This window comes from Polyangiaceae bacterium (genome assembly GCA_020633205.1).
Taxonomy (GTDB): Bacteria; Myxococcota_A; Polyangia; order Polyangiales; family Polyangiaceae; genus JAHBVY01.
Map to the genome: position 1 here is coordinate 783,098 of JACKEB010000011.1, position 24,044 is coordinate 807,141.

Consider the following 24,044-nt stretch of genomic DNA (forward strand, 5'->3'; position numbering starts at 1 on the left):
TCAGGCGGCTCGGGTGACGTCTTCCACGACGCGCCCATCGAAGAGGTGCACCGCACGAGTTGCGCGGCGCGCGTACTCACGGCTGTGAGTGACCATACAAATCGTGGCCCCCTGAGCGTGCAGCTCGTCGAGCAAGTCCATGACGGCGTCGCCGTTCTTCGAGTCGAGGGAGCCCGTCGGCTCGTCAGCGAGGAGCACGCTCGGGTCCCCCGCGACAGCGCGCGCGACGGCAACGCGCTGCTGCTGGCCACCTGACAGCTGGCTCGGCATGTGCTGTTTACGGTGCGACATCTGCACCTTCTCGAGCGCGTCGTTCACCCGTCGCTTGCGCTCCGCAGCGTCCAGGCCGCGGTAGCGCAGAGGCAGCTCCACGTTCTCCCACACACTGAGATCGCCGATCAGGTTGAAGGTCTGGAAGATGAAGCCAATTTCTTGGTTGCGGATGCGCGCGCGTTCTCTGGCGCCCAGGCCTTGGACGTTGTTCCCCTTGAGCAGATATTGCCCCGAGGAAGCAACATCCAGCAGCCCGAGGATGGAGAGCAGCGTCGTCTTGCCCGAGCCCGACGGGCCTTCGATGGCGACGTAGTCACCCGCGGTGATCTCGAGATGCACCTCGCTGAGGGCATGGGTCTCGAGCTCTGTGGTCAGGAAGACCTTCTGGATACCGTCGAGGCGGATCAGCGGTGAGTCGCTGGCGGGGGGAGCCAGGGTTTGGGGGTTGGGGTCTGAGTGTTCCACGAGTCTCTCCGGGGGTTGCGGCCTTGACATGATTGGGGCTTGGGCATGATTCGCGCTTTGGATTTCGCAGCGACTTGAACTTCGCAACGACTGACGTCGTTGCTCAGTCGAGCACGATTCTCGGTGCGGACTCCCAACTGGAGGTGTCGGAGATGATGACCTCGTCGCCTTCCTTGAGTCCGGCCTGAACTTCGATGTGTCTGTTGGACGCGCGGCCTAACCGCGCGCTAATGCGATCCGCGCCGTTGGCGTCACGCATACGGTAGAGCGGTGCGCTGCTCGCTTCCTGTACACCGCTCGGGCGCGCGACGTAGAGCACGTCACGCAGCGTTTCGATCTCGATGTGGGCGGTGACGCTCTGATCGACACGGGCTCCCTTGGGCAAGCTCTGGTCGAGGTTCACCTCCACGCGCACGCTGCCACCGACGACGGCGGGGTCGACGCGCTCGACGGTGCCACGGAACTCGCCGGCAGGGGACTCGAAGCGCACCCCAAGGCCGCGGTGTATGCTGCCCGCGTCCTGCTGGGATACTCGCACTTCGGCCTTCAGCTTTTCTGGCTTGGCGACCTTGGCCAAGGTGGTGCCGATGGCGACCCATTGGCCGCTCTCGAGGGGGATCTCCTGTACGACGCCTGCGATGCCGGCCTTCACTTCCAAGGCCGCGAGTTGCTTGCGGCGGAAGTCAGCGATTTCCTGCAGGCGCTTGCCCTCGCTTCGTTGAGCGGCCAGCTGCCGCGAGCGTCCGCGCTTCAGCGCGCGCTCGAGCTGGCGTTCGCTCTTCACTTGCGCGCGTAGGCTCTCAGCACTGTCTTTCGCCGTGCTCACCGCCTGAGCACTGACTAGGCCGCCTGGTGCGAGGCGATCCATCAGCCCTTCGTCTCGTGCGGCTTGCTTCAGGTCTTTGTGGAGGGCGAGTAGCTGGGTCTCGTGAGCGCGGCGCTCAATATCCGTGCGGACATCCAGTTGAACCAGATAGGAGTTGGCGCTCGCTGCGGCTCGCTCGGCCTCGAGAGTCGCGAGCTCCAACTCGGAGTTCTCGAGGACCAAGACCACGGTATCTGCCTTGACGACTTCACCTGGCCGCACGGAAATGCGCTTGACCCTCGCGGCGCTCTCAGCGCTCAGCCAGCGGACCTCTTCCGGCACCAAGGTGCCTTGCGCCAGCACCTGGCGGACCAAGTCGCCGCGCTGGACGCGCTCGGTCCACACGCCGCTGCGTTCAACGTGGCGAGCGCGTTCCCCACGAGGCCAGCTGAGAGCCGTCACGCAGGTGATACCCGCCAACGCCGCAGCTGCCCACAGTGCCCGGCGCGCACCGACGTGGCTCCTGGTTGGCTTCCGCACGACATCCATGACCGCCCCAAGAGCGAGAAGCGTGCCGATCGCACCTACATCTGCGCCACCGCGCTAAGTGATTGAAACCGCAGTTGAAAGCGGCTCGCTCCGAACGCAGCTCGGAGTCTCTGCAGTCCCGTGAGCGGGATCCCACGTCCCAGTTACGGGACTTCGGATAGCATCGCTCAGTTGGTTGCATGCAACGGGTCTGTGCCTGTTGCAGGGGGCTGGTTTTCTGGCTCGCGCCAGGGGGGCGCGAAGGGTGGCGTGAGGGCGCGGCGATGGAAAGGCGCGCTCCAGAGCTGGTTCTTCACATGTGTCGTACTGTTGGCGGTGCTCGATCTGGTTGGCATCGGGCCTGCAATCACGATTCGTTGATGAGGTTTCGCGGTGCTGAGGCACAGGTCGGAGGTTCTGATGCGTGGGTGTGACGTGGGACGAGGTCTGCGGCTCTTGCCGCTCGTGATGGCACTTGGGGTGCCGCTCTTGGCGTGCAAGCAACGCAAGGCGCCAGATCCAACCCCGGCGGCGGCGACTCCAACTGTTTCACCCAACGTCGCCAAGACGGCCGAGCTCAAGCCGAAGCTGAAGAAGCATATCGACGATGGCGTCTACGGCATCGTGACGAAGCTCAAGAAGGAGCCAAAGGTCCGGGCGAACAAGCCCCTCAAGGATAAGCTGGAGGATTCCAAAGTCGTGGTCGTTGGCCTCCCCTGGCTTGAGGAACCCAGCCATTCCGCTGAGGCGGGAGAAATTCCTCTGGGAAATACTACGCTCTACCTGTGCCAAGGCCATCAGGACGACACTGAACTCAGCGACGACCAAATCAAGTGGGCGGAAGAGTGCCTCGCCTGGGAGTACCTCGCCGTTGTGCGTCAACGGTCGCTGAAGCTCCCCAAGGTCTCGAAGGCAGAGCACACCTTCGACAAGGGCTCCTTCTACGCTGACCTGCTACTGGTCGAGATTGCGACGGGGGACATCAAGGGGCGCTACATCATGCGCATCACGAACTCCGACAAGTTCACGGTGCTCGACAGCGCGACTCAGAGCGAAATTCAGACCGCCGCAGAAAAGGATCTCGGGGAGAACATCACCGGCGTGATCGGCGAGCGCTTGCGTGGAGAGATCAAAAACATGGGGAGCTGAGCCTCGCTCCGGACTCTGTTGAATAGAAAGCCACGCGGAAACCCGCGTGGCTTTCTTGCGAAGGTCGTTGGGCGTGTCAGTGGTAAGTGAAGCTTGCCCCCAGAGTGGGGAACAGATAGCTGTAGCTTACTTCGACATCAGAAGGCTTCATGCTCGCGTACTGGACGCGCAGGAACGGCCCGACGCTCCACTCGCTGCCGATCCAGAAGTCGTATCCACCGCCGATGGCGAGGTTGACGCCCACTGGGTCATTGCCCCCGCTCTCGCCTTGTGCGCTAACGAAGTCGATGCCGCCGTAGCCGATCATGAGCTGGAGGTGCCCACCCTTCGTGGGATCAAAGTAGTACTGTCCAAAGAGGTTCGCAGAGGTGATGAACATCGTGCCATCTAGTGTGACTTCCGCGCCTCCAAGCTCACGTGTCGGATCCGACACCTGCGAGTAGAGCAGACCACCTCCGATCACGAGTCCGTTCGCGGGGGTTCCGCCGAACATCAACTCGCTACCAAACGAGAACCCGCTATAGGTGACCTCCGGGCCGCCAGCATCCGCCTTCCCCGTGATGCTTAGCGGACCGAGTGTCGGCCCGATCCGAAAAAAGAACCCGTCGTGAGTCTCCGGTGCGGACTCGGCCAGCGCCGCGCTAGAACACACGAATACGGCTGCCGCCGTCCCAATCGAGATCGCCCATCGCTTCATGATTTCCTCCAAGTAGTCAGTCGGTCAGTCAGATGAATCGCGCCGGGAGGGCGCGACCTACAAACAGGCGCCTCGAGGCGCGAAGAACGAACGAGCGGAGATCAGAGTTCAGTACCTCCGCATACAGAATCACACCTACCCGTGGTCAGTCCTCAGCCACGCCCCACGCCGACGTGATCGCCAACCGAGTGCCCAACCACACTCGGTGCGAGCCCCTCGCTCCTTCTCTTCAAGCCAACTCTGGAAGGCAGCGACCCTCGCAAGGAACTAGCGAGGTGTTGTCTTGTACGGGGAGTTTTGTGAGTTTTTCCCACGTAATAATCGTGCGGGTGTCCCCCCACTCACCGCGCCCCCGTACCTCAGCAGACAGTCACTCGCCCGTGCGAGTAGCCTAGGTCGAGTCCTTCTCCAGCCTCGCAGCGGGTTCGCTGCGAAGTCGATTGAAACCGCACGGAGACGCTCGTGTTCATCAGATTTCCTGATCCATCGGCTCGCTAGACTTCGCAGGTGGAAACGTACTTCATGAAGCCAGCAGGAGCGCGTCTGGTCGGCCTGCTGCTTGAACTGCTCTGCGGTGTCGGGACCGTAGCCTGTGGGGATGAAGCGCCGGAGGTATGCGACAGCTCCTCGGAGGTTCGCGGCGCGGTCCAGCTCGAGGGCGGAGGACAGCAACCCACGGGGGATGCGTTGCCGACGCAATGTGGCCATGCGTATGTTTTCGTGACCGGAGAGTGCCAGTACTTCGCGTACGGCCGAACTGACTGACTCATATCCGTAAGGATACAAAATCGGCGACCGGAAGCAGACGCGGGATGTGCTAGGGTCTCCGCGTGACGCGGCCCCTCGCCTCGATGTGTACGTTGTGCTTACTCTGCACGGCGGCTTGGAAGGCTGAAGCCCAGGAGCTTTCTGCTGCAGAACGAAGCGACGCGCCGCCAGTGGCTGAGGCGTCACCCCAGACGCGGCTCGAGCTCGACGCGCCGAACCTGCTCGTCCCAACCCTCCACGCCAGCGCGCTGATGTTGAGCATGCGCGTCGCTGAGGCCTACATCTGGCCTGAGCCGTTCGCAGAGTCTCCCTCCCATTGGGGGGCGCACTACGAGGAAGCCTTCACGTTGCCTCCGAAATGGGACAGCGACGCCCGCGCGTTCGAGTGGGACGGCGACCCCTGGTACATCAACGTGATCGGCCACGGCCTGTTCGGCAGTGAGCTCTACTTGCGAGCGCGCCATTGCCACCTGGGCGTCGCCGGAAGCTTGCTCTTCACCAGCGCCGCCAGCGCCACCTGGGAGTACGGCTTCGAGGCGAATGGAGTACGCCCTAGCGGCTTCGATCTGTGGTTTACGCCCCTTTCTGGCTTGGTTTTGGGGGAGGGGCGCTACTGGGCGTGGCGCGCTGCCGGTTCCGTGGGGCAAAAGACACTGCGCGGCGTGCTGCGTGCCGTGCTCGATCCGTTCGGCGAGCTGGAACGCGCCGCGGGCACCCGATGCTAGCGCGCTAGTTCCGCTCGCCCTGACTGATCAGCACAACGGCGCAAGGCGACTCGTAAGCCACGCGTAGAGCCACTTCACTGAACGACCGCGTGCCGCCGCGCCCGCGCTGCAAGCCAAGCACCACGAGATCACAGGCTTCAGCCTGCTCGATGATCGCGTCGACAGGGGAACCATGGCGCTCGACGATGACTTCGGGGGGCCGCGTCGTCGCATCCTCCGCGAGGCGATGCAGCTTGCGGCGCGCGTCCTTCAAGGCGTCTTCATCGGCGCTCTCAGGTTGCGTCGTGAACCAGATGAAGTCCCGTTCGACACCGCGCTCCAGGCTGCCCAGGAGACGCGCTCGGAGCTCCGCCTGCGCGCCGCGGCCGCCGACGGGAACCAAGATGCGTTTCGCCTGGTCGAGGCTCCAGCCATCTGGGGCTCTCAGGAAGGCGACATCACACGACACCGCCTCGAGTAGCTCCTCGAGGTGCGTCGTGTTCTCCGTGCGCTGATGACCGAGCCCCAGCAGCAAGCCAGCGCACTGATAGGTGCGAGCCACTCGGCGAATTTCACGCCACGGGGTCGAGGCAATGGTGATCAGCGCTTCGGGGCGGTGCCCAGCTTTCAACGACTCTCGCAGGGCGTCGCGAAGCACCGCGTGCGCCGGGTTCAAGCCGTTGTCTGCGGGCGCAGGCTCGGGAGCGTCGGGATCTGGCGGCCGCATCACACTGAGGAGCGTCACTCGGCCGTAGCGCGGCGGTGCAAGCGCGCCGGCCATCGCGACCAGCATGGGCGCGCTCTTCGGGTTCGCCAAGGGCACCAACACGAGGGGACTGCGGCCGCGCAGCTTGGCAAGCGCAGGGTCGTGAGCCTCTGCCAGGGCGTCGAACGTTTCCGCGCGGCCAGAGAACAGCGCCATGTAGAGCAGCACCCCGAGCGCCAACCACAGCACCGCCACAGCACCGGCAGCGGGCACCGCGATGCCTTGAAACAACGCCATTCCCGCGCAGGCGAGGCCGCCCACCACCGGCAAGACTGGAAACCACGGACTGCGAAACGGCTTCTCCGTGTTGAGCAGCTCCGCCGTGGCAAAGGGCGAGGATGGCGGCAGCATGCTCATGCGCTGCTCCGTGCGCTTGCGCGCCAGGATGCTCATCCAGTGCGCCAACGCGAACACGATCAGGAAAATCAAGCTCGCAGCAGCGCCTGCAGAAGCCAAGTCTGGCACGATCAGCACGATCGCGATCAAGGTCAGCGCGCTGGTGTAGATCGCCATCACCGGGGTGCGCCGGCTCTCGTGCAGCTGACCAATCACCTTGGGCAAGGTGCGGTCGTTGGCCATGGACAGCGCAACTCGCGACGCCGCCAAGAGGTTCGCGCCGAGCGCGGACAGCGTCGAGAGCACGGCGGCGATGATCACGAGCCAATAGCCCGTCACGCCCATAAAATTCCGCGCGGCATTAGCCATCACGGTCTCTGGGTTCGCGTTGCTCATCGCGACGATGTCCGAACCAGGGTCGGCGCCCACGGTCGCCGCCAGGAACAAGAGCGGAATGTAGATCGCCAGGCCGACCCCCAACGAGATCAGCATCGCCCGAGGGATGACTCGGCTCGGTGACTTCACCTCGCCTGCGATGGCGGCGATCAAGTCAAAGCCCTGGAGCGCGATCAGGGTGAAGCCCAAAGCCTGCAACAAGCCCGAGAAGCCACCGGTGAAGAATGGCGACATTCCGCGCTTGATGGTTCCCTGGGGACTCGTCCCGATCGCCCAGCAGCCGGCCAAGATCAGGATCGTGAACACCACGACCTTGCCCCAGGTTGCGAAGTCTCCGCCGCCGCCCGACTTACGAATCAAGGATAGGGTGTAGAGAATCGTCGGGCCGAGAGCGAGCGCCACACTCATGCTGCGCCCAGAGAGCCACTCTGGAGGCTTGCCAAATAGAGCCCACAGGTGCTGCAGCAACACCACCGCATAAGAGGCAAAGCCCAGCGCGTACAACACGCCGGCGACGATGTACGCGAACCACAGCACCCACCCCACGGCAAAGGCGGCGCGGACGTTGAGCACCTTCTTTGCGAAGGTGTACGCACCACCCGACTCCGGAAACGCCGTGCTCATCTCGGCGAAGCTCATTGCGGTGATGATCGCGATCACGCCGTTGAGCGCGAACGCCAACATCGCCGCAGGGCCGGTCGCACGAAAGGCGACACCCGCCAACACGAGGATGCCACCGCCGACGATAGCGCCAATGCCCACCGCCGTGGCGCCCATCAGTCCAATGCTGCGCTCGGGGGACGCTGCGTTGCCTGCTGGCGAGTCGCTCATGAGCTGCGCACGCTAGTCAGCCTGTTGCGCCGGCGCCAGCACCTGCTCAGTTCAGTCTGGCCAAGCGGAAGTACAAGGTGCGCGTGTGTCCGCAGCTGCGGCAGCGCAACCGCGCCACACGTAGGCGTTCACCTGCATGTTCCTCCACAGCGTGCTCCTCGACCTCGACTGCGGCACCACACTGGGAGCACGGCGTACGGCCTGCGTGCGCTTCGACCACGCTAGGCGCCGCGACCTCGATCGCGGTTTCGGGAGTGCCGCCTGGCTCAAGCAGCTCGAGCTTGCGCACGTCCCGCGCCAAACGCGCCGGTGCTTCCCGCTGTTCGACGACTTGCACCGCGCGCCGCGTGAGGCCGGTCAGTTCACGCAGCAGCAGGCTGAGGGCAACGAGCAAGCCGAGCAACACCAGCCAGATCACACCTCGCCTTAGCGGCTTGGCGCTGGCGTCGCAAACCAGGCTGTGCACCTGCGGTTACGCCGTGTGACGTCACATCACGTTCTCTGCCGTCGCTCCTCTCCCCCCAAAATCCGAAAACCGGCTGGAATTGCTGACTCCGAGCGCCCCACTGCTTCCGACGCAGGCTGGCACGGCGACTGCACTCAACCCCGTGCTGCTTGGGAGTGAGTCGTTTCATGCAACGTTGGACTTGGTTTTTGGGTTTGGGGTTAGGGCTACAGGCGCTGGTTGGCTGCTCGCCTGCGTACGTCGCACAGACCGCCCAGCGTGACCCGAGCTGCGAAGATCAGTGCATCCTGAGCGGCGCCGAGGACCTCTCGATGTGCCTCCAACAATGCGGCGGGGGCGACTTCACGGACCGCCTCGGCTGCCAAGAAGACGACTGGCGTCAGGCCTGCGGGGCGGCACCGCCAGAACCCGAGGAGAGCTCCGGCGGTGGCTTCTTGCTGGCCTTGATCGATACCGCTCTCGACATTGCGCAGACCGCGAGCGACGTGCATCACGCAACGTCCAGCGACGACGATGAAGAAAGCGACGACCAAGCAGACAACGAACCTGCGGGGCCGGCTCCCGAGGAGCGCCACGACCCTCCGAAGCGCGAGCGCAAGTCGAAGACGGACCGCGAGCCGGCAAAGCCCAGCAAGACTCATAAAGCGGCCAAGCCGAACAAGGGCTGAGCGTTTCCCCCGGGTTATTCCTGACAATCAACACACGTGGGGCACAGAACCGCCGCTCGGGGAGTTACCCTGAGCGGCGTGAACGCATCCAAGGCCGAAGAGAAAGACCGCCGCTTCGAACGTTGGCTGAGCCTGATCGGGGAGCGCCTCAAGAACCACGCTTGGGACGTCTCTACGTTCTATGAAGACGCAAGCCGGGGCAACTTGCTGGTGCTCTCGGCGAAGGATGACTCCGGGCTCGTCGAGCTGCATGTACATCGCAGCACCAAGGGGCCAACGCCGACCGGGCAACGCGCCCCTCAGGAGGAGCAGCAGCGCAATGTCGCTGCGACACTCCTGCTTTTCACCGAGAGCCAGGGCGCAATCGCGGCCTTCTCGAAGTTGATCTCCGGGCTACATCGCAATCTTCCGCGGCACCATAATGCCAAGCGGAAATTCGTGCATCGGGTGGAGGACATGGCGCGCCACCTGGACGAGACCTACGCTGTCCGAAAGAAGCAGTTCCCCGCGGATGACTTCGGAAAGTACAAGAAGTGGCTCACGGATGCTTCCCCGATGGTGGGAGTCCAGGCTAGCTTCCGTCAGCGACAGAAGGAAAAAGAGGAAGACGGTAGCTGGTGGGATCCGAGCCAGTGGTTCGAGTCGGATCAGAAGAAGCTGGCGCGCGTAGCGAAGCGCTTTCCGACGCGTTTCGCCGCTGGGGTCCGGGCGAAGGGCAGAAAGCGCGCGGCGCTCTATCAAAACGGCGCGTTCGCGCTGGGAGGGGTCTTGCTGACGGGGGTGGTGCTCGACCAACTAGCGCGAGATCCTGGGACGCTCGATCGTATCCGGGAGGATATGGAAAGGAACGTGAACCTCGATGTTTCTGTAGAGGACGCGCTCGACGTGGCTGAGTTCGCCTATGACATCGGCGACCTCGCAGGGGAAGTCGCTGGCTCTGGCGCGGGAGACTGCGGGGGCATCGACATGCCTGACTGTGGAGGCATCGACATGCCGGACTGTGGGGGCATCGATCTCCCGGACTGTGGCGGCATCGACGTTCCCGACTGCGGTGGGTGTGACTTTGGCTGAACGGTCGCTTGCGCGCCCCCGCCGAGCTGCCTCCCAAGCTGCCCTGCAGCTCGCGATTCGCGGCTATCGACGCTGGGCGTCCGGCAAAGGGCCGTTCAGGCGAGTGCGCTGCAGCTTCGAGCAGACGGAGAGCTGTTCGGCTTTCGGTTTGCGAGTCAGTGAAGAGGCGCCCAGTCTGGACGTCGCGCTGCGACTGGTGCGCGCGCGAATAGCAGCGTGCGGTGAGGCCTGCTTGCATGTGACAGAGCGCGCCGACCGAGGTGGAGGCGATGCGGAGGTGTACTGGGGACCGCTCTACGATCGCTTGGAAGAGCCGGCGGTCCAGGAGCTGCTGAGCTGGGAGCAACCGAGCACGCGTCAGGCGCTGCTCCGGGTGGGTCGCGTGGTGCAGCACCCCCAAGCTCATCGCCTTTCGAGCAAGCAGCTCGGGCGGTTGCTCGGCGCGCCTCGGGTGATGCTGAGAGCAGGCACGGGAGACGCGAGCCGTCGTCGGCGCCTGCAAATTACCGCGTGGATTTGGTCGCTTTGGCTGCTGGGCTCGATGGCGCTGGCCACGCAGTTCACCTGGCTGTGGGCGCTGAGCGCGTTGAGTTTGGCGCTCGGCGGGCGTGCAATAGCCCGCGGCTATCGGCGCCTCGATGGCTGGCGTGAGCGGCGCGCAGAGCAGCGCGCCGCGGCACAGTTCGAGCTATTTCAGCTGGAGTGACGCCGGCAGCGGCTAGCTACTGGGACTTGTCCTGCTTCCAGGGGAAGGCCGTGGTGCTGCAGGGACCCGTGTATTTCGGCACCGCGCCGTCCATCCCGTCTGGGTTGGCTTCTTGAACGAACGTCTCGAAGGCGAGGTCGCTCTCGGCGAAGCCCAGCACCTCGCACATCTCCTGATCGCCGAAGCCCCAGTGCACCGTCTCGTCGCGCGGGTTGTCGAACTCGCAGCCAAAGCGCAAGCCGGTAGCGCCGGTGACATCAATCGGCGGCCGATACTGCTTGCCTCGCGCCTCGCCGTTGAAGCCATGGATGTCGATGATCGTCTCGCCGTCGCGATCCCCGCCGAGCAACTCGAAGAAGAAGCGGCTGCCGAGCGCGTGGGTGTGAGGCAGCGCGTAGTAGATCTTCATGTTGAACGGCGTATTGCCGATCGTCTGGAAGCTCTCGCTGAAATCGCACTCGCCCGTGAAGCGGCTAGTGGACTGTGGCGGGATATCGAGCTCCTCGTAGGACAGGTGGAACGGCGTCAAGACCGTCTTCACCTCTTCCTTCGGGATCTCATAGAACGCGATGTTCATGTCGCCCGTGACCGCCTTCGGGCTGACGTTCAGGATGTGCACGTCCGAGAGGACTCGCGCGTGGGGAGGGATACGGATCCCGACTCCGTCGGGGAACTTTTGCACTTCGTGGGTAGCTTGGGTGCTCTGAGCGTAGAGCACGCCGCCAGCGAGCGCCGCGACCAGCTGAGAGTAGTTGCGATCTTTGCAGGGCCAGAAGCCATCCGGGCCATCGAACTGATCGTCCGGTACGAACATCCAGTTCGAGTGATGTGAGGCTTCGTCCTGGGTCAGCTCCACCGCGTTGAACCAGATTTCCTCAGGGTTATTCAACGTCCAGCTGCGGCACTGCCCGGTGACCTCCTCGCCGGGCTCCACCGTGCGGGTGTCAAAGGTGTGCTCCCACTTGGTGCCGCCGATCTTCGCACACACTTTCGTGTCAGGATTGGCGTACTCCCCTTGAGGACATGCAACGCACTGAGGCGTACCTGACGAATCGTTCGCGCAGCTCTTCTGGTTCACGAGGCAGTCGTCGATGATCGCGCCGCACTCAGCAGAGAGCTCGCGCACGCCGCCGCCACCAGCGGCCGCCTCTTCGTCGCTCGACCCACAGCCGCTCAGTAGCGCGACAGCAAACAGTCCGAAGGCCGTGGAGATCGACCTCGAAGAAATGCGCCCTAGCCGAGGCGCGCCCACAACACCCGCTCGCATATTTCGAGATCTGCCATGGAGCGTCCCTTGAAACAATGACGTTGAAGTGCAGGGTTAGCTCAAATTTAGCTGAAAGCAGCCAAGTCGGTCAGCTAGAGGCCGATTCCATAGCCAAGCGCCGGCGCTGCCACGAATCCGGACGAGGGCAGCATGTACATGCCGCGCAGATCCAGCATCACTGCGCCCGGGCCGAGGGGATAGAAGAAGCCCACGCCGAGCGCTCCAAAGCCTTGGCCGTACTTCGCCCAGGCGTCCACCTGCTGGCCCGGTGGGTTAGGCTGACGTGTGGTGACGTCGGTGCGTTCCTGCACTGGCACGTTCTTCTTCGCGTCGACCTGGCCCAAGCCGCCGCTGCCCGCAACGTAAACCCCAAGCCCTTCCGTGGGGAAAGCGCCGCTGGAAGTGAGCCACAGCTTCAAGCCCGCCTCGGCGTGGAACTTGAGCGACTCCGCGAGCCCGTCCGGAGTGGGGCCCGTACCAAAGACATAGCCCGCCTTGCCGAAAGCGCTCAGGCTGTCCGTCAGGCCGATGTCGAGGCCAAGCATCACCCGCGTGGTCGCGGGCACGAAGCCGGTGTCGATCTTGTCGTACAGACCTTCCACCGGGGCGCCTTGGTACTGGGACCCATCCTCCCGGAAACAGTAAAAGGGGCCCGCTTCCTGGGAGGACGAGGTGCAGATGTCCGTGCCACCCACCAGGGCTAGATCCTTCTGAACTCCAAGGCTCACCCACACGTTCTTGTGCTTGCGCTTGGGCTCCTCCTCGGGCGGCGGCGGTTCGTCGTCCAGGTCGTCGTCGTCAAGGTCCGGTGTGACGGGTTTGGCGCAGCTCTGAGGCTCGGAGTCGCCGGGTAGGCTGCGCACTTCGCCGTCGATTTCCTCGGCCATTTCGACCTTGAACGGCAGCTCTTCGCTGCCGCTCGTCGACACCAGCTTGTCAGCGCGATTGACCGTGACGTAGTACTCGATGCTGTCCTTGTTGAGCACCGACTCACACGGCAGGTACGCCCCGAAGCCACCGCTGCGGGAGTCCATCGCGAGCTCCTTGAAGACCTTCTGTCCTTCCACGCGGTAATGCACGGTGAGCACCGCGTCCGGCACCTCGCCGAGGAGCTCGGCGTAGATCGGCACCGGCGTGTTCTTCTTCTGCTCGTTGACAGCGTCGTGAAGCAGCGTCTCTTTGCGACCCCCCGCTTTGAGGAACAGCTTCTTCACGTCCTCGCTGGCGTAGGCGCGGGGCAGCGTGACCGCCTTGTCGAGCTTCACGGCCTTCTGGAAGTTGACCAGGGCGGCACCCTTGTTGTTGAACCCGGTCGCGTAGAGCAGCCCCAGGTCACGGTAGAGCCGCGCCTTCACTGGGTTCTCGCACTTCGCGCACTTCTTCAGCGCCGTCTTGAGCTTCTTCAGCGCGCCCTTGAAGTCAGTCGCGAGGAAGTCCTCGTTCATCGCCTGGTCGGCGAGCTTGAGCGAGTCCTCTGCGGGGCCAGCGTGGGCTACGCTGAGCCAACCAAACGCACCGAGGGCGCACGCGAAGCTGAGGTAATGGAGAGGACGAGTCGAGCGAATGGACGTGCGGGGCGACACAAGAATTTCCCTATGAGAATGCGGGCGGAGGCAGGTGCGGCGCGGGATATTAGCTGCGAGCTCGCGCGCAAAGCGCAGAAAACCAGGCGGATCACCTCCGGATCCCACCCTACTGAAAAACTTTTCAGCCGCGGTCGCTAACGGCTGCAGCGACTCCGACGGTTGGAGGCAAGCGTGGCTTATTTGCAGTCGCAGGCCTTGAGCCGCTCCGAGTGCACCTTGACCCGCGCTCTCGCGTGAGAGCACTTATCGTCGCTCTCGCCGGCCAGCCGACACACACCTTCTGCGGCGCGCTCCAATGAAGCAAACGCCCGACAGGCTCGCTCGCAGCGAGCGTCCGAGTCACTGAGGGCGGTCGCACCCTTGAGCAGGTCGACCAACTCCAAATCCGCAGCAATCAATGCCTTCTCTGCGCTCTTCAGGTCGGTGAACTGGGGCTCCTCTTTCCGCTTGTCCTGTTTCAACCCGCCTTGGGGAGTCGCCGTCGCTCCGTTCGTCGACTTCGGCAGATCCGCGCCAGCTGCGGGCGCCTCGGGCGCTTCTTGCTCCTCGGCCGCCTTCTCCGGGCGCTGGTCCTCGTCGCTCGGCTCCGCCTGCGCAGGAGCGACGGGCGGTGCCGGGGGTGGTTCGTCCTTGGCGCAGCCCCAGGCGAAGCAGACGAGACAACAGGCGGTCAGCTGACGTCGCATGATCGGAGCATACTCTCGACGCCGCTGGCGCGGCATCCCCCGATGGGCTGGGCGGGATCGACGTCGCGCGCGGATCGACTTGACGCGCCCCCGAGTCGGCTGGAGGTCATCGACATGAGTGAGCCCCGCTGCCTGATCTACGGTGCCTATGGCTACACCGGTGAGCTGACCGCTCGCTTTGCTGCTGAGCGAGGGATGCATCCCATCCTCGCGGGGCGGAACCCCGCGAAGACTGAAGCAGTCGCCAAGCGCTTCGGTTTCGAGGCGCGGAGCTTTGGGCTGAATGACCCTACCGCCCTCCAGAAGAACTTGGACGGCATCAGTGTGGTGTTGCACTGTGCGGGCCCGTTCGAGGTCACGTCGAAGCCGATGCTCGACGCGTGTCTCGCGGTGAAGGCGCACTACCTGGATATTACCGGAGAGATCCAGGTCTTCGAGGCGGCCCAGGCGCGAGACGCCGAGGCTCAGGCGGCAGGCATCTGCGTGATGCCCGGCACGGGCTTCGACGTCGTGCCTTCGGATTGTCTGGCGTTGCACCTCAAGCAGCGGCTGCCTGATGCGACTTTCTTGCGCCTAGCCTTCATGGGGCTCACCAAGACATCTCACGGCACCGCGACCACGATGGTACGAAACCTCGGCAAGAGCGGACTTGTCCGGCGAGGTGGTGAGATCGTGGATAGCCCGCTCGGCAGCCTGACTCGGGTGATCGACTTCGGCGAAGTCGGTGAGCAGCACTGCATGGCGATTCCGTGGGGAGATGTCTCGACGGCCTCCTTCAGCACGGGGATCCCGAACATCGAGGTGTACACGCGGGTGCCCAAGGCGGCGGCCGTGGGGGCACGCATAGCCGACATGATGCCGGCGCTGATGGGGTCGAGCTTCGTCAAGGGCAAGCTCCAGCGGCGCATCGATCAAGGCCCCGCGGGACCGACGGACGAGCAACGAGCTCGCGGTGCGAGCTTTCTCTGGGGTGAAGTCGAGAACGCCGGAGGCAAGCGCGTCGTCAGTCGCCTCAAGACCCCCGAGGGCTACTCGCTCACGGCCGACGCGTCGCTGAAGGTCGTCGAGGCGGCGTTCGCCGGCAAGCTACCGGGTGGCTTCCAAACCCCGGCGACCGCGTTGGGAGCCGACTTCGTTCTCGATCTCGAAAACGTGCGTCGGGAAGACTTGCTCTGAAGAACGAGCGCAATCAACACCACGTCCTCGACAAGCTATGGAGACCGGACCCTAGTTGGCTGGTGGGCGGTCACCGTCGAACTCTACGCGCGGTGAGTTGTTGTGCCGCCGAAGCACCATGTGGCCTAGGCGTTGTTGGCGTAGCATCAGCGCCAAGGCAGCAAGTTGAGCTGGCGGCATGCTCGGGTGAGGAACCGCTTCAACCAGAGCATTGGGCGGCAGACCAAAGGTGAGGGTGGGCTGCAGTCCACCCTCCGCGGTCGTCGCGATGCGCAGTCGGGGATCATTGTGAATGCGACTGCAGAGAGCAACCAAGACTAGACCGCCTGGTCGCTGAGGTGCGCGGGAGGCGATGAACGTGGCAATGAAAGCCAAGGTTGCCTCCCGCTTGACGGTGGAGGGGTCGGATGCGCTGTCCCAACCTCGACGGGTCAGCACAGCCTCGAGCAGCACCTCGTGTGGGGCGTCCCCTTGGGGAACCACAACGCAGTTAGGCAAGGCGTCCAGGACGTCTCGATCGAGCCCAAGGCTGACTCCGGTGTGAGCCCCCTGCTTCGACTCACTGATCGAAAGCGCGAGGGTGGCGACGGACGTTGCCTCGCGGAGACGCGCGTGGCGCGCCGTCGCGAGGAACGCAGTTGCGGCACGCCGCACGAGCGGTGTGCCGCCCGTGAGCAAATGCGAGGCGGCGCGATCGGCTTCGCGCCAGTCCAGGCGCTCTTCTATCTGCGACGTTTCGTCTGGTGGCGAGAAACCCCACGGAAACAGTTCTAGCTTTCCCGCAAGGAAGGGCATTAGTCCAGCCAGCGAAGTTTGACGAAAGACAATCATCGACGGTCTCGTATGTTGTGATGCTCGAGAGGGTCGAACATCGAGTGAGGGGAGAGTCGATGATACGCAACGTCACCGCGATGGCTAGCGCCTCGCGGAGAAAACCACACCCGCAAACACCGCTGTCTCTAAGCTCGGCGCGGCTATCGGGTCGAGAAGCGGCGCGGCACGGAGTGTAGTTTCCACACGGGTTCCAACGTTTGGTTGACCGCGTATACGTAGCGGTCTGCGCGGGTGCGCGAATTTCTTGCGCGACAAGACTTCAGGGTGTGCTGAATCCTTGTGGAATCAAAAGGGAAAGGCCTGATGAGTGATCGAGGCCGCGCAGCATCCGCTTGGGCATGCGAAGGGCCACCGTCAGGCCTGCGTGGCGCTTTTGGCGAACGCCATGCAGAAGTTGCATTGCTGTTCTCAAAGCGAGACCGAGCGGGGGGCTTGTCGTGCAACCTGATACTCTGGCGCGGTCGCTCCGGGGGCCTCGTCGCGACCCGTCTTGGTCCGCTATTAAGGCGTCCGTTTGCCTAAGCGTGGGTCGACCATCCGTCGCTGTTGAACGCGTTTCAATCGAGCGGCGCGGCGCTAGGGGCCGTGATTTCCCAGGGGAAAGTACTACTGGGGTTCGTTCGTGCTGGAGGATGGCGCGGGTGACGTCTGCTCCACCAGCTTGCGCATGAGGTGGCACGCCCAGTCGGAACCCTTGCCACACGCCTCTTGCATCATTTGGTGTCCCTGCTCTGTGTCTTTTTCCACGCCGCGTCCCGCGTAGAGCAAACCGCCGTAGCCCCCGCAGCCTCCGGGGTGACCGCCGTCGCATGCGATCTTGTAGAGCGCTGCAGCCCACACCGCATTCTCCTTGGCGAGCACCCCGCGATCGTAAATCAGTCCGAGGTTGAAGCATCCGCTGGCGAAGCTGCCCGAGCAGGCCATGCCGTAGTGCCGGATCGCCTCTGCAGCGTTGCCTTGAATTCCCTCGCCCTTTTCTGCCATCGCGCCGACATTGAAGCATGCAGCGGGGTTTCCGGCTTCACACGCCTTCTTGAACGCCTCGTAGGCGAGCGCAACATTCTTCGGAACTCCTGTTCCCAGCTGGTGCAACGCTCCAACTCGGAGGCAGCCTTCGGCGTTCTTGCCGTCGCACGCCCGTTGGTAGAGGGCGAGCGCTTCGCCCATATCGGCTTTCGTTCCGTCACCGATTGCTAGTGCTGCGCCGGCGAGCACACAGGCGTCCAGTGCCCCGAGCTTGCACGCGTGAATCCGTAGGGCAAAGGCGTGCTCATGGTTCACCTCCCCGGCTTCTCCGGTGGTGTAGAGGATCGCGAGCTGTGCGCAGGCGGCTGCCTCTGGGCTGGGCGCGCTCGGAATTTGGGTGCTTGGGGCCTGCGCGCTCGGGATCTGGGGAGCGCTGGCGCTGGGGGCAGGCTCGCTGGCGCCGAGCGCGTGCGCTGGCTGAGGTTTCGCCTTGCTCTTGGGAACGCCGCACGCCTTCTCGAGGGCCGGCGCGTCGGCGGCGCTTGGTGGCTTGGGGGCTGGCCTCGCGCTTGGCATATCCGGAAGCTCCAGCAAGGCGGGGCTCTGGGCAGAGCTAGGTGCACTACTCGGTGCGGAAGAAGTCGGCTTTGACTCGTCACATCCAGCGGCGCTCAGCGCCAGCCCGACGAGTGCGCCCAGCGATCCGCGCGAGAGCTTGATCAAGACTGCCATCGTTGCGACTTATACTGCGATTTCGCAGGGCCCAACCGACAAACAAAACTGCCCCCTTGAGCGCCTTCGGCGGCGAAGATTGGTCCATGAGCAACGTGGATATCAGCCGGCGAGGCCGCTGCCTCGAGATTCGTCTGCAGCGCGAAGCCAAGAAAAACGCCCTGACACTCGAGATGTACGAGGCACTCTGCAGCGCGCTCGAGCGCTTCGAGGGTGAGCAGGAGCTGCGCTCGGCGCTGATCACCGGAGGCGAGCAATGCTTTACGGCTGGGAACGACCTGCAGGACTTCATGAGCGCCCCTCCCGACGAAGGGAGCCCGGTGATGCGCTTCATCTCTTGGCTACCGCGACTGAGCAAGCCGTTGGTCGCAGCGGTGAGTGGCCCTGCGATCGGGGTTGGCACAACCCTGCTCTTGCACTGTGACTTGGTCTACGCCGACACCACCGCCCGCTTTCGCATGCCGTTCGTCGATCTCGGAGCAGTCCCTGAAGCCGGCTCGTCGCTCCTGTTGCCACGCATCATGGGTCACCAGCGCGCCGCCGAGTTGCTCCTCTTGAGCAAGAAGTTCGACGCCGAGGAGGCGCATCAGCTCGGAGTTGTGACTCGAGCTTGCCCGCCAGGGGAAGCGCTCGCGCTCGCTCGCGATGCGTGTGACCGTCTCGGCAAGCTCGCGCCCACTGCGGTCCGCGAGACCAAGCGGCTAATGCGCCGGGGTACCAACCAGAACCTCGCGGAAATAATGGCCGAAGAAGGTCGCGTGTTCATGGAGCGAATCCGTTCCACCGAAGCACACGAGGCGATCCGCGCTTTCTTCGAGAAGCGCGAGCCAAACTTCGACTAGCAGGATGCTGAAAAACTCCGTTTTTCAGCATCCTGCGTGCTTATCCGCGCGGATCTTTGAACCACGCTCTCGCAAAACCCCATAGAAGTGAGGGTTTTGCGAGAGCGAGATCTGGCCGAGTTGTGCGCGGGCACGGTTGTTGTTGTTTGGCAGGGTGTTTTTCAACACCCAGCTAGTGTCCTGTCTCCGTAGTTCGCTGCAGAACGCGTACTACTCTTGAGACGAGGAACGCTGTGTTGATTCGTTCAGCGAATCACAGAAACGCCTCACTAGCAGGGTGACGGCTTACAGCCGGCGGGCTGTGCCGTCTTCGATGACCAGGCAGCTGTGGCTCTCCTGGCGACCGAAGGCGAAGGATCCGGAGTTGATGTAACCAGGAGCTTCGTCTTCGTGGTGAGTGTGCCCGAACACGACCAAGTCCGCGCCACTCGTTGCTGCAACCCGCGCCGCGGCTGCGCGCAGCCTTTCTCGAGGTGCCTCCGAGTAGCGGCTCCCTTGCAGGGCGATTGACTGCACCAAGTATGCGCTGGCGAGCAAGGCGAGCCCAAGTGCTGCAGGCGGACTCAGGGGCAACAGTGCTGCGCTTCCCAGCGAACCAACCACCGCGCACAAGATGCGGTCGAAGTACAAGCGCATGAAGGTGTCGCTGAAGTCGTGGTGCGTTGGTTGGACCGCGCCTGCCAGCAGCTCCGTCAACAGCTGGATCTCCAAGCCTACACTCTCGGCGAAGTCTTGTAGGCGACCGTGGCCGACGTAGCGTTCCTGTTTCAGGAGCTGAGCTTGAGGAGAGGTTGACCGGGACTCTAAGGTGAGCAAAATAGCCGCATGGAAATATTGGTAGACGATGCGCGGTGCGTTCACCCCGTACTGGATGAAGGCGTCTAGGAGCCCCTTGAGTGGTGTGGTCTGATGAGCATGAGCAAAGTAGGTTGCGCCACTCGGCACCAAGAAGCGCCGAGTCAGTGCGATACCCAACGGTTCTGTACCTTCTTTCCAGCACGCGAGCGGATGGGTGGGCGCGTTGTCCGGGTCGTAGAGGTGACCATGCTCGACGTGCACACCGCCTCGCCGGATGAACCATGGCGCCACACTCAGTGGTGCGGAGTGGTTCAGATCGAGGCTCGAGAGCAGTGCGTCTCGCCCCGTTTCGGTCAGCAGTTCGGCGTCGTGGTTTCCCACGAGCAGCGTGACGGGGTGCCCCGCTCCCAGGTGGGTGTGCAGCGAACGGGGCAACTCGGACGTCCGAGTCAGCAATTGCCGCAGGCTAGCGCCAAGGTCGCTACCGCGCGGTTCAAGCGATAGATCGAAGATATCGCCCGCCAACACCAACTCGTGGCCTGGATGCTGGTCCAGGATACACGCCAGTGCGCGGTCCACCCGTGAGGGTGTATGTGGTCCCAGGTGGACATCACTTGCGACGAGTAGGCGCATAGCCACGGCAGCATAGCACCCGTCCTGAAGAGCGGGCTCGCCTCTGGGCTCGTGTCGACTATTCTGATCCCGATGTCACAGCGTCCCGTCCCTGGCCATTTCGACATGCATGAGCGCGCCCCGAGCGTTGGCCACAGCGGCTCGTTAGAAGAGGGCGCCGTTGCTCCGTCCGAGGCAGCTTCGTTTCGAGTCAGAAACGCACAGGCGACGCACCGGCAACTCAGCTTGCGACAGCGCGTGTTGCGTCGCGCTGAGCAAGCGCTCGTCTTGGCCGCGAAGGCAGCTTTCCCGCTGCATCGCAAGCTTGGCAGCGTGCGTCCGGGGCCCCGAGTGCAGCCGAAGTGGGCGCCAGCACCATTGATCCGCAAGGCGGAGCGCAGCTTTCCCAAGCTGGGTTGGCCCCGTGAGACTGACTCCTTGTGTCCCGAATGCGTAAAGGAGACGCGTCGCGCGATTCTCAGTGGGGAGACTCCGTTGACTGAGCTCGTGGATGGCAACCCCGGGGAGGTCAAGGCGCAGATCCTTGAGGAAACGGGTCGCATCGTGATGCGAAAGACCTGTGCCGTGCACGGCGACTTTGAAGACGTGATGAGCGTGAGCCCGGAGTTTCTCGCGCGCATCGAGCGCCTGTTTCCGGGGCGCGACTATCTCGCGCCAAAGACCAAGCTCCGCAACCATGGCACCAGCAGCATCAAGTACGGACGTGGCTCCGTACTCACCGTAGATCTGACGAACCGCTGCAACATGATGTGCGACCCATGTTTCATGGACGCAAACCAGGTCGGTTACGTCCACGAGCTGACCTGGGATGAGGTCACCAAGATCCTGGACGATTCACTCAGTATCCAGCCCCGCCGCCAGATGAGCGTGCAGTTCTCCGGAGGTGAGCCGACGCTGAGTCCCTTCTTCATCGATGCCGTCCACTACGCTCGAGAGGTTGGGTATTTTTGCGTGCAGTGCGCCAGCAATGGGATCCGCTTCGCGCAGGAACCGGAATTTTGCCGTGCGGCAAAGGAGGCGGGGCTACGCCTCGTCTACCTGCAGTTCGACGGTGTCAGCAATGCCGCCCATGAGCACCGCAAGGTAGGCAACCTCTTCGACGTCAAGCAGGCGGCGATCGACAACCTGCACGCGGCAGGTATCGACGTCGTGCTGGTCGTCACGGTGGTGCGCGGGGTCAACGACGCGGAGGTCGGACCCATCGTGGAGTTTGCCCTGGAGAACGCCGAGAAGATCACCGTCGTCAGCTTTCAACCGGTGAGCTTCACGGGGCGGGACGAGGACATCAGTGACGAGCGGCGACACGCTCAGCGCTACACCCTGAGCCATCTGGCCCAGGACCTGAGCGACCAACTCGGAGCCACCCAGCCGCTCCGCGATTGGTTTCCGCTATCGGCCATGAACCCGTTCAGCGATGTGGTGGACGTTTTACTCGGACCCGACACGGACTTTGGCGCACTCAAGTGTGGCTGCCATCCGAACTGCGGGATTGGCACCGTGCTCCTGGTGAACAAGCGCACCAAGGCGTGGGCGCCGCTCTGCGACTTCATCGATGTCGAACAGGTCCTGAAAGATCTCCAAGAGGTCGCGGACGCCGGGCGGGGCAAGGCTCACGTGATGAGTGGTGTGGCGCTGAGTCTCGCGCGTAACTTCAGACCCGAGCGCGCGCCCGCTGGTTACGGACTGACGGAGCTCGTGCGCCAGTGCGTGAGCCAAGCGGGCGCTACGGGTGACGCCGTTGGCACGACCGAGGGCGACGCCCAGGGCTTCGAGTGGCGGTTCTTGTTCGTCGCCGGAATGTGGTTCCAAGACCTCTTCAACTACGACTTCCGGCGCACCGAGATGTGCATTATTCCGTACGGAACTCAGCAAGGGGAGATCAGCTTTTGCGCCTACAACACCGGCGTGGGCTGGCGACAGATCATCGAACAGATGCATATGTCCGCAAAGGTCGCGGACTGGTATCGCGAGCACGGCCGCCACCCGGTGTACGCCAAGGGACAGCACCTCGAGTTGCCCGGCGTGGCACCGAAGGCGAGCGGTCGCCGCCGCCGCCTGAACCTGGTCGACTAGAGCGTGTCGCTCACTGCCTCGTGGAGGCGCGCCACCAAGTCGGACTGGTCCAGCGCCTCTTCGAGTTGGAGCAACAGGGAGCGCGCCTCGTACCGCGACTGCCTGGGCGCCAAACACGTACCAGGGTGCTCCTGATGCGTTGAGCACGGACGCCAGGGCGCGTAGCGTCTCAGCGACGGCCGACATGAGGTGCTCGGTTCAAGAGCTCACGGAATCGGCGGTGAGACGCGATGTCCGCGTCACGTTCCGCCGCTGACGGCCAGTCTGGCCGAGTGCTCTTTGCAGCCTCATAAAGCTGGATCGCGAGCGATACCTTCTTGGCGACGGCAAGCGTTGCACGTTCGCGGCGAGACAGCCTTTCCAGGGTTTGCCAGTCGCGTCGGGCGTAGCTCCGAAGATCCGTCGCCTTCAGGATGGTCATCGGTGTAGCGTAGCACGAGTGCAGCCGCGGCTTCGGCGGCGACGCAGCAGCGCTAGGCCCAGCATACCGAATAGCGCCGCTGCTAGCGGACTGGTGCTTCCAGCCCCGCTCGCTCGGCAGCTGCAGCCGGAGTCATCACCACCAGCCGCGCCGCCGGCGCCGCTCGAGCCTGCTTGCGAGCCGCCTTGACCCGAGCCGCTCGAGCCCGCTTGGCTAGAGCCGGCGGTACCGCCGTCCGCTCCCGCCCCGCCAACTCCAGAGCCTCCTGGACCACCGCTGTTCCCTGCGGATCCACCTTGCGCCCCGCCGCCCGAGGCAGCGCCGCCAGCGTCGGTGCCGCCTTGCGCGCCGCCAGCTCCGCCACTCGCGGCGCCTCCGCTGCCCCCGTTCCCTGTGTTACCGTCGCAGTCGGGACCATCCGCGGTTCCGGTGTTCTTGATCGCGGAGTCTGCCCCGAGCGCGCTGTCGGTCACCTCTGCCAGGGCTTCAGCGTTGCCCTTCAGGTAGGCGAGGAACCAGGCTGTTCCATAGTGGGCGAAGCGACTCTGCTTTGCGGGCGTCGCTGCGCCGCCGCAGAAGCCTCCACACAGTCCCCCGCGATCCGCGTTCTCTCCGTCGCAGTGCGTCGCTCCGGTGATCCTGAGCGTGGCGCGCGGACCACTGCTGGACAGGGCGAATGGTGACCAGTTGCTGTTGCTGTTGCAGGTGCTTGGTTCGGTGAAGATGGTGATGGTCGGGCTGCAGATGTTGGGCACCGCGCTGCCGCCCGGGTCTGTTCCACCGCCCATGCCGCTGCCGCCAACCGGGTCGAAGAGCACGAGCGCGCCGGGCTTCAGACCCACCGCCGCTACGGCGAAAGACTGTCCGCCAGCGCTGAAACCTTCGAGGCCGAAGTTTGCGGTGTCCGCCAAGCCCGCGAGTGGCGCGGGCGCGCTGTCCAGGTAATTCAACGCGGCCTGGATGATCGGCGTTCCCCCATTGCCGTCGGGAAAAGAGCCTAGGTTAACGGCGACCGCCACGAAGCCGTACGACGCGAAGTGCTCACCCCAGCCGATCTGCTGATCTGCATTGGCGAACAGTGCTCCGTGGCCAAGCACCAGCGTGGGAAACGGGCCACTCCCATTGGTCGGGTACGCGACTTTGCCGTTCGCGCCGCTGGTGTTGAAGCTCTGTACCGTCGTGGTGAGGGGGCCTGGTTGGCTGTAGTCCGCTGCGCGAACAGGGCTCGCAAAGGTCGCGACGCTCGCGGCTAGAGCAAGACCGCCAATCCGGAAAACAGCCAAACCGAGCTTGAAACTTCGCAGCGCCACAGCGGACCTCCTTAAAAGTGAGAAGTTCTACTTCTAACAGGCGTTTACCTCGAATTCGGGCGCGTGGCCACATCCGAAGCGTGAGGCTGTC

The 24,044-nt window shown here is 63.8% G+C and carries 22 protein-coding genes; 9 read left to right on the forward strand and 13 right to left on the reverse strand.

Features of this window, described 5'->3' with window-relative positions:
• Complete coding sequence (locus tag H6718_09945) at window positions 1–768, reverse strand: ABC transporter ATP-binding protein (protein ID MCB9585711.1); 768 nt, start codon at window positions 766–768, stop codon at window positions 1–3.
• Window positions 769–841: 73 nt separating this feature from the next.
• A complete protein-coding gene (locus tag H6718_09950) occupies window positions 842–2,083 on the reverse strand; it encodes an HlyD family efflux transporter periplasmic adaptor subunit (GenBank protein ID MCB9585712.1) in 1,242 nt (413 codons plus the stop codon).
• A 408-nt stretch (window positions 2,084–2,491) separates the two neighbouring features.
• Here H6718_09950 and H6718_09955 point away from each other — a divergent pair, with 408 nt between their 5' ends.
• Window positions 2,492–3,220 (forward strand): hypothetical protein, encoded by a 729-nt coding sequence (locus tag H6718_09955; GenBank protein MCB9585713.1) that lies wholly within the window; start codon window positions 2,492–2,494, stop codon window positions 3,218–3,220.
• Window positions 3,221–3,296: 76 nt separating this feature from the next.
• On the opposite strand, the gene H6718_09960 is transcribed toward H6718_09955, so the two are convergent.
• Window positions 3,297–3,917, reverse strand: a complete 621-nt coding sequence (locus H6718_09960) for an autotransporter domain-containing protein (GenBank protein MCB9585714.1) — start codon at window positions 3,915–3,917, stop codon at window positions 3,297–3,299.
• Between the two features lie 507 nt (window positions 3,918–4,424).
• Between H6718_09960 and H6718_09965 the strand changes: the two genes are divergently transcribed.
• Together H6718_09965 and H6718_09970 are read left to right on the forward strand one after the other, a co-directional pair.
• The gene (locus tag H6718_09965; GenBank protein MCB9585715.1) at window positions 4,425–4,682 is read left to right on the forward strand and encodes a hypothetical protein; all 258 of its coding nucleotides are present in this window, start codon (window positions 4,425–4,427) and stop codon (window positions 4,680–4,682) included.
• 65 nt (window positions 4,683–4,747) lie between these two features.
• The gene (locus H6718_09970; GenBank protein MCB9585716.1) at window positions 4,748–5,410 is read left to right on the forward strand and encodes a DUF3943 domain-containing protein; all 663 of its coding nucleotides are present in this window, start codon (window positions 4,748–4,750) and stop codon (window positions 5,408–5,410) included.
• Between the two features lie 4 nt (window positions 5,411–5,414).
• Here H6718_09970 and H6718_09975 read toward each other — a convergent pair whose 3' ends face one another.
• Together H6718_09975 and H6718_09980 are read right to left on the reverse strand one after the other, a co-directional pair.
• The gene (locus tag H6718_09975) at window positions 5,415–7,718 is read right to left on the reverse strand and encodes an amino acid permease (protein ID MCB9585717.1); all 2,304 of its coding nucleotides are present in this window, start codon (window positions 7,716–7,718) and stop codon (window positions 5,415–5,417) included.
• 46 nt (window positions 7,719–7,764) lie between these two features.
• A complete protein-coding gene (locus H6718_09980; protein MCB9585718.1) occupies window positions 7,765–8,079 on the reverse strand; it encodes a hypothetical protein in 315 nt (104 codons plus the stop codon).
• Between the two features lie 272 nt (window positions 8,080–8,351).
• On the opposite strand from H6718_09980, the gene H6718_09985 reads away from it, so the two are divergent.
• The 3 genes from H6718_09985 (at window position 8,352) to H6718_09995 (ending at window position 10,629) form a co-directional block, all read left to right on the forward strand.
• Window positions 8,352–8,852: a hypothetical protein gene (locus H6718_09985; GenBank protein MCB9585719.1), complete on the forward strand. Its 501-nt coding sequence runs from the start codon at window positions 8,352–8,354 to the stop codon at window positions 8,850–8,852.
• Window positions 8,853–8,930: 78 nt separating this feature from the next.
• Window positions 8,931–9,923, forward strand: coding sequence for a hypothetical protein (locus H6718_09990; protein ID MCB9585720.1), 993 nt, complete (start codon window positions 8,931–8,933; stop codon window positions 9,921–9,923).
• Window positions 9,916–10,629 (forward strand): hypothetical protein, encoded by a 714-nt coding sequence (locus H6718_09995; protein ID MCB9585721.1) that lies wholly within the window; start codon window positions 9,916–9,918, stop codon window positions 10,627–10,629. Before H6718_09990 ends, H6718_09995 begins: the two co-directional genes overlap by 8 nt.
• 16 nt (window positions 10,630–10,645) lie before the next feature.
• Here the strand turns inward: H6718_09995 and H6718_10000 are convergent, their stop codons facing one another.
• From H6718_10000 to H6718_10010, 3 genes are all read right to left on the reverse strand, one after another.
• Complete coding sequence (locus tag H6718_10000) at window positions 10,646–11,896, reverse strand: hypothetical protein (protein MCB9585722.1); 1,251 nt, start codon at window positions 11,894–11,896, stop codon at window positions 10,646–10,648.
• Window positions 11,897–11,988: 92 nt separating this feature from the next.
• Complete coding sequence (locus H6718_10005; protein MCB9585723.1) at window positions 11,989–13,479, reverse strand: hypothetical protein; 1,491 nt, start codon at window positions 13,477–13,479, stop codon at window positions 11,989–11,991.
• Window positions 13,480–13,658: 179 nt separating this feature from the next.
• On the reverse strand, window positions 13,659–14,168 hold the full coding sequence (locus H6718_10010) for a hypothetical protein (GenBank protein MCB9585724.1): 510 nt from the start codon (window positions 14,166–14,168) through the stop codon (window positions 13,659–13,661).
• Window positions 14,169–14,282: 114 nt separating this feature from the next.
• Here H6718_10010 and H6718_10015 point away from each other — a divergent pair, with 114 nt between their 5' ends.
• Window positions 14,283–15,344 carry a saccharopine dehydrogenase NADP-binding domain-containing protein gene (locus H6718_10015; protein ID MCB9585725.1) on the forward strand — a complete coding sequence of 354 codons (1,062 nt, stop codon included), beginning with the start codon at window positions 14,283–14,285 and terminating at the stop codon, window positions 15,342–15,344.
• Between the two features lie 51 nt (window positions 15,345–15,395).
• Here H6718_10015 and H6718_10020 read toward each other — a convergent pair whose 3' ends face one another.
• Together H6718_10020 and H6718_10025 are read right to left on the reverse strand one after the other, a co-directional pair.
• A complete protein-coding gene (locus H6718_10020; GenBank protein ID MCB9585726.1) occupies window positions 15,396–16,175 on the reverse strand; it encodes a hypothetical protein in 780 nt (259 codons plus the stop codon).
• Between the two features lie 609 nt (window positions 16,176–16,784).
• Window positions 16,785–17,876, reverse strand: a complete 1,092-nt coding sequence (locus H6718_10025; protein MCB9585727.1) for an SEL1-like repeat protein — start codon at window positions 17,874–17,876, stop codon at window positions 16,785–16,787.
• 86 nt (window positions 17,877–17,962) lie between these two features.
• On the opposite strand from H6718_10025, the gene H6718_10030 reads away from it, so the two are divergent.
• Window positions 17,963–18,718 carry an enoyl-CoA hydratase gene (locus H6718_10030; protein ID MCB9585728.1) on the forward strand — a complete coding sequence of 252 codons (756 nt, stop codon included), beginning with the start codon at window positions 17,963–17,965 and terminating at the stop codon, window positions 18,716–18,718.
• Between the two features lie 285 nt (window positions 18,719–19,003).
• Here H6718_10030 and H6718_10035 read toward each other — a convergent pair whose 3' ends face one another.
• The gene (locus H6718_10035; GenBank protein MCB9585729.1) at window positions 19,004–20,149 is read right to left on the reverse strand and encodes a metallophosphoesterase; all 1,146 of its coding nucleotides are present in this window, start codon (window positions 20,147–20,149) and stop codon (window positions 19,004–19,006) included.
• 105 nt (window positions 20,150–20,254) lie between these two features.
• On the opposite strand from H6718_10035, the gene H6718_10040 reads away from it, so the two are divergent.
• The gene (locus tag H6718_10040; GenBank protein MCB9585730.1) at window positions 20,255–22,222 is read left to right on the forward strand and encodes a radical SAM protein; all 1,968 of its coding nucleotides are present in this window, start codon (window positions 20,255–20,257) and stop codon (window positions 22,220–22,222) included.
• A 169-nt stretch (window positions 22,223–22,391) separates the two neighbouring features.
• On the opposite strand, the gene H6718_10045 is transcribed toward H6718_10040, so the two are convergent.
• Both H6718_10045 and H6718_10050 read right to left on the reverse strand, forming a co-directional pair.
• Window positions 22,392–22,643: a hypothetical protein gene (locus H6718_10045; GenBank protein ID MCB9585731.1), complete on the reverse strand. Its 252-nt coding sequence runs from the start codon at window positions 22,641–22,643 to the stop codon at window positions 22,392–22,394.
• Window positions 22,640–23,953, reverse strand: a complete 1,314-nt coding sequence (locus H6718_10050) for an MYXO-CTERM sorting domain-containing protein (protein MCB9585732.1) — start codon at window positions 23,951–23,953, stop codon at window positions 22,640–22,642. The genes H6718_10045 and H6718_10050 overlap by 4 nt, the downstream gene beginning before the upstream one ends.
• Between the last annotated feature and the right edge of the window lie 91 nt (window positions 23,954–24,044).

What these genes read in the sequence shown, in the direction of transcription:
- H6718_09945 (MCB9585711.1), bottom strand. Translation starts at nt 768, where the DNA reads ATGTCAAGGCCGCAACCCCCGGAGAGACTCGTGGAACACTCAGACCCC.
- H6718_09955 (MCB9585713.1), top strand. Translation starts at nt 2,492, where the DNA reads ATGCGTGGGTGTGACGTGGGACGAGGTCTGCGGCTCTTGCCGCTCGTG.
- H6718_09960 (MCB9585714.1), bottom strand. Translation starts at nt 3,917, where the DNA reads ATGAAGCGATGGGCGATCTCGATTGGGACGGCGGCAGCCGTATTCGTG.
- H6718_09975 (MCB9585717.1), bottom strand. Translation starts at nt 7,718, where the DNA reads ATGAGCGACTCGCCAGCAGGCAACGCAGCGTCCCCCGAGCGCAGCATT.
- H6718_09985 (MCB9585719.1), top strand. Translation starts at nt 8,352, where the DNA reads ATGCAACGTTGGACTTGGTTTTTGGGTTTGGGGTTAGGGCTACAGGCG.
- H6718_10000 (MCB9585722.1), bottom strand. Translation starts at nt 11,896, where the DNA reads ATGCGAGCGGGTGTTGTGGGCGCGCCTCGGCTAGGGCGCATTTCTTCG.
- H6718_10010 (MCB9585724.1), bottom strand. Translation starts at nt 14,168, where the DNA reads ATGCGACGTCAGCTGACCGCCTGTTGTCTCGTCTGCTTCGCCTGGGGC.
- H6718_10015 (MCB9585725.1), top strand. Translation starts at nt 14,283, where the DNA reads ATGAGTGAGCCCCGCTGCCTGATCTACGGTGCCTATGGCTACACCGGT.
- H6718_10020 (MCB9585726.1), bottom strand. Translation starts at nt 16,175, where the DNA reads ATGATTGTCTTTCGTCAAACTTCGCTGGCTGGACTAATGCCCTTCCTT.
- H6718_10025 (MCB9585727.1), bottom strand. Translation starts at nt 17,876, where the DNA reads ATGGCAGTCTTGATCAAGCTCTCGCGCGGATCGCTGGGCGCACTCGTC.
- H6718_10030 (MCB9585728.1), top strand. Translation starts at nt 17,963, where the DNA reads ATGAGCAACGTGGATATCAGCCGGCGAGGCCGCTGCCTCGAGATTCGT.
- H6718_10035 (MCB9585729.1), bottom strand. Translation starts at nt 20,149, where the DNA reads ATGCGCCTACTCGTCGCAAGTGATGTCCACCTGGGACCACATACACCC.
- H6718_10040 (MCB9585730.1), top strand. Translation starts at nt 20,255, where the DNA reads ATGCATGAGCGCGCCCCGAGCGTTGGCCACAGCGGCTCGTTAGAAGAG.
- H6718_10045 (MCB9585731.1), bottom strand. Translation starts at nt 22,643, where the DNA reads ATGACCATCCTGAAGGCGACGGATCTTCGGAGCTACGCCCGACGCGAC.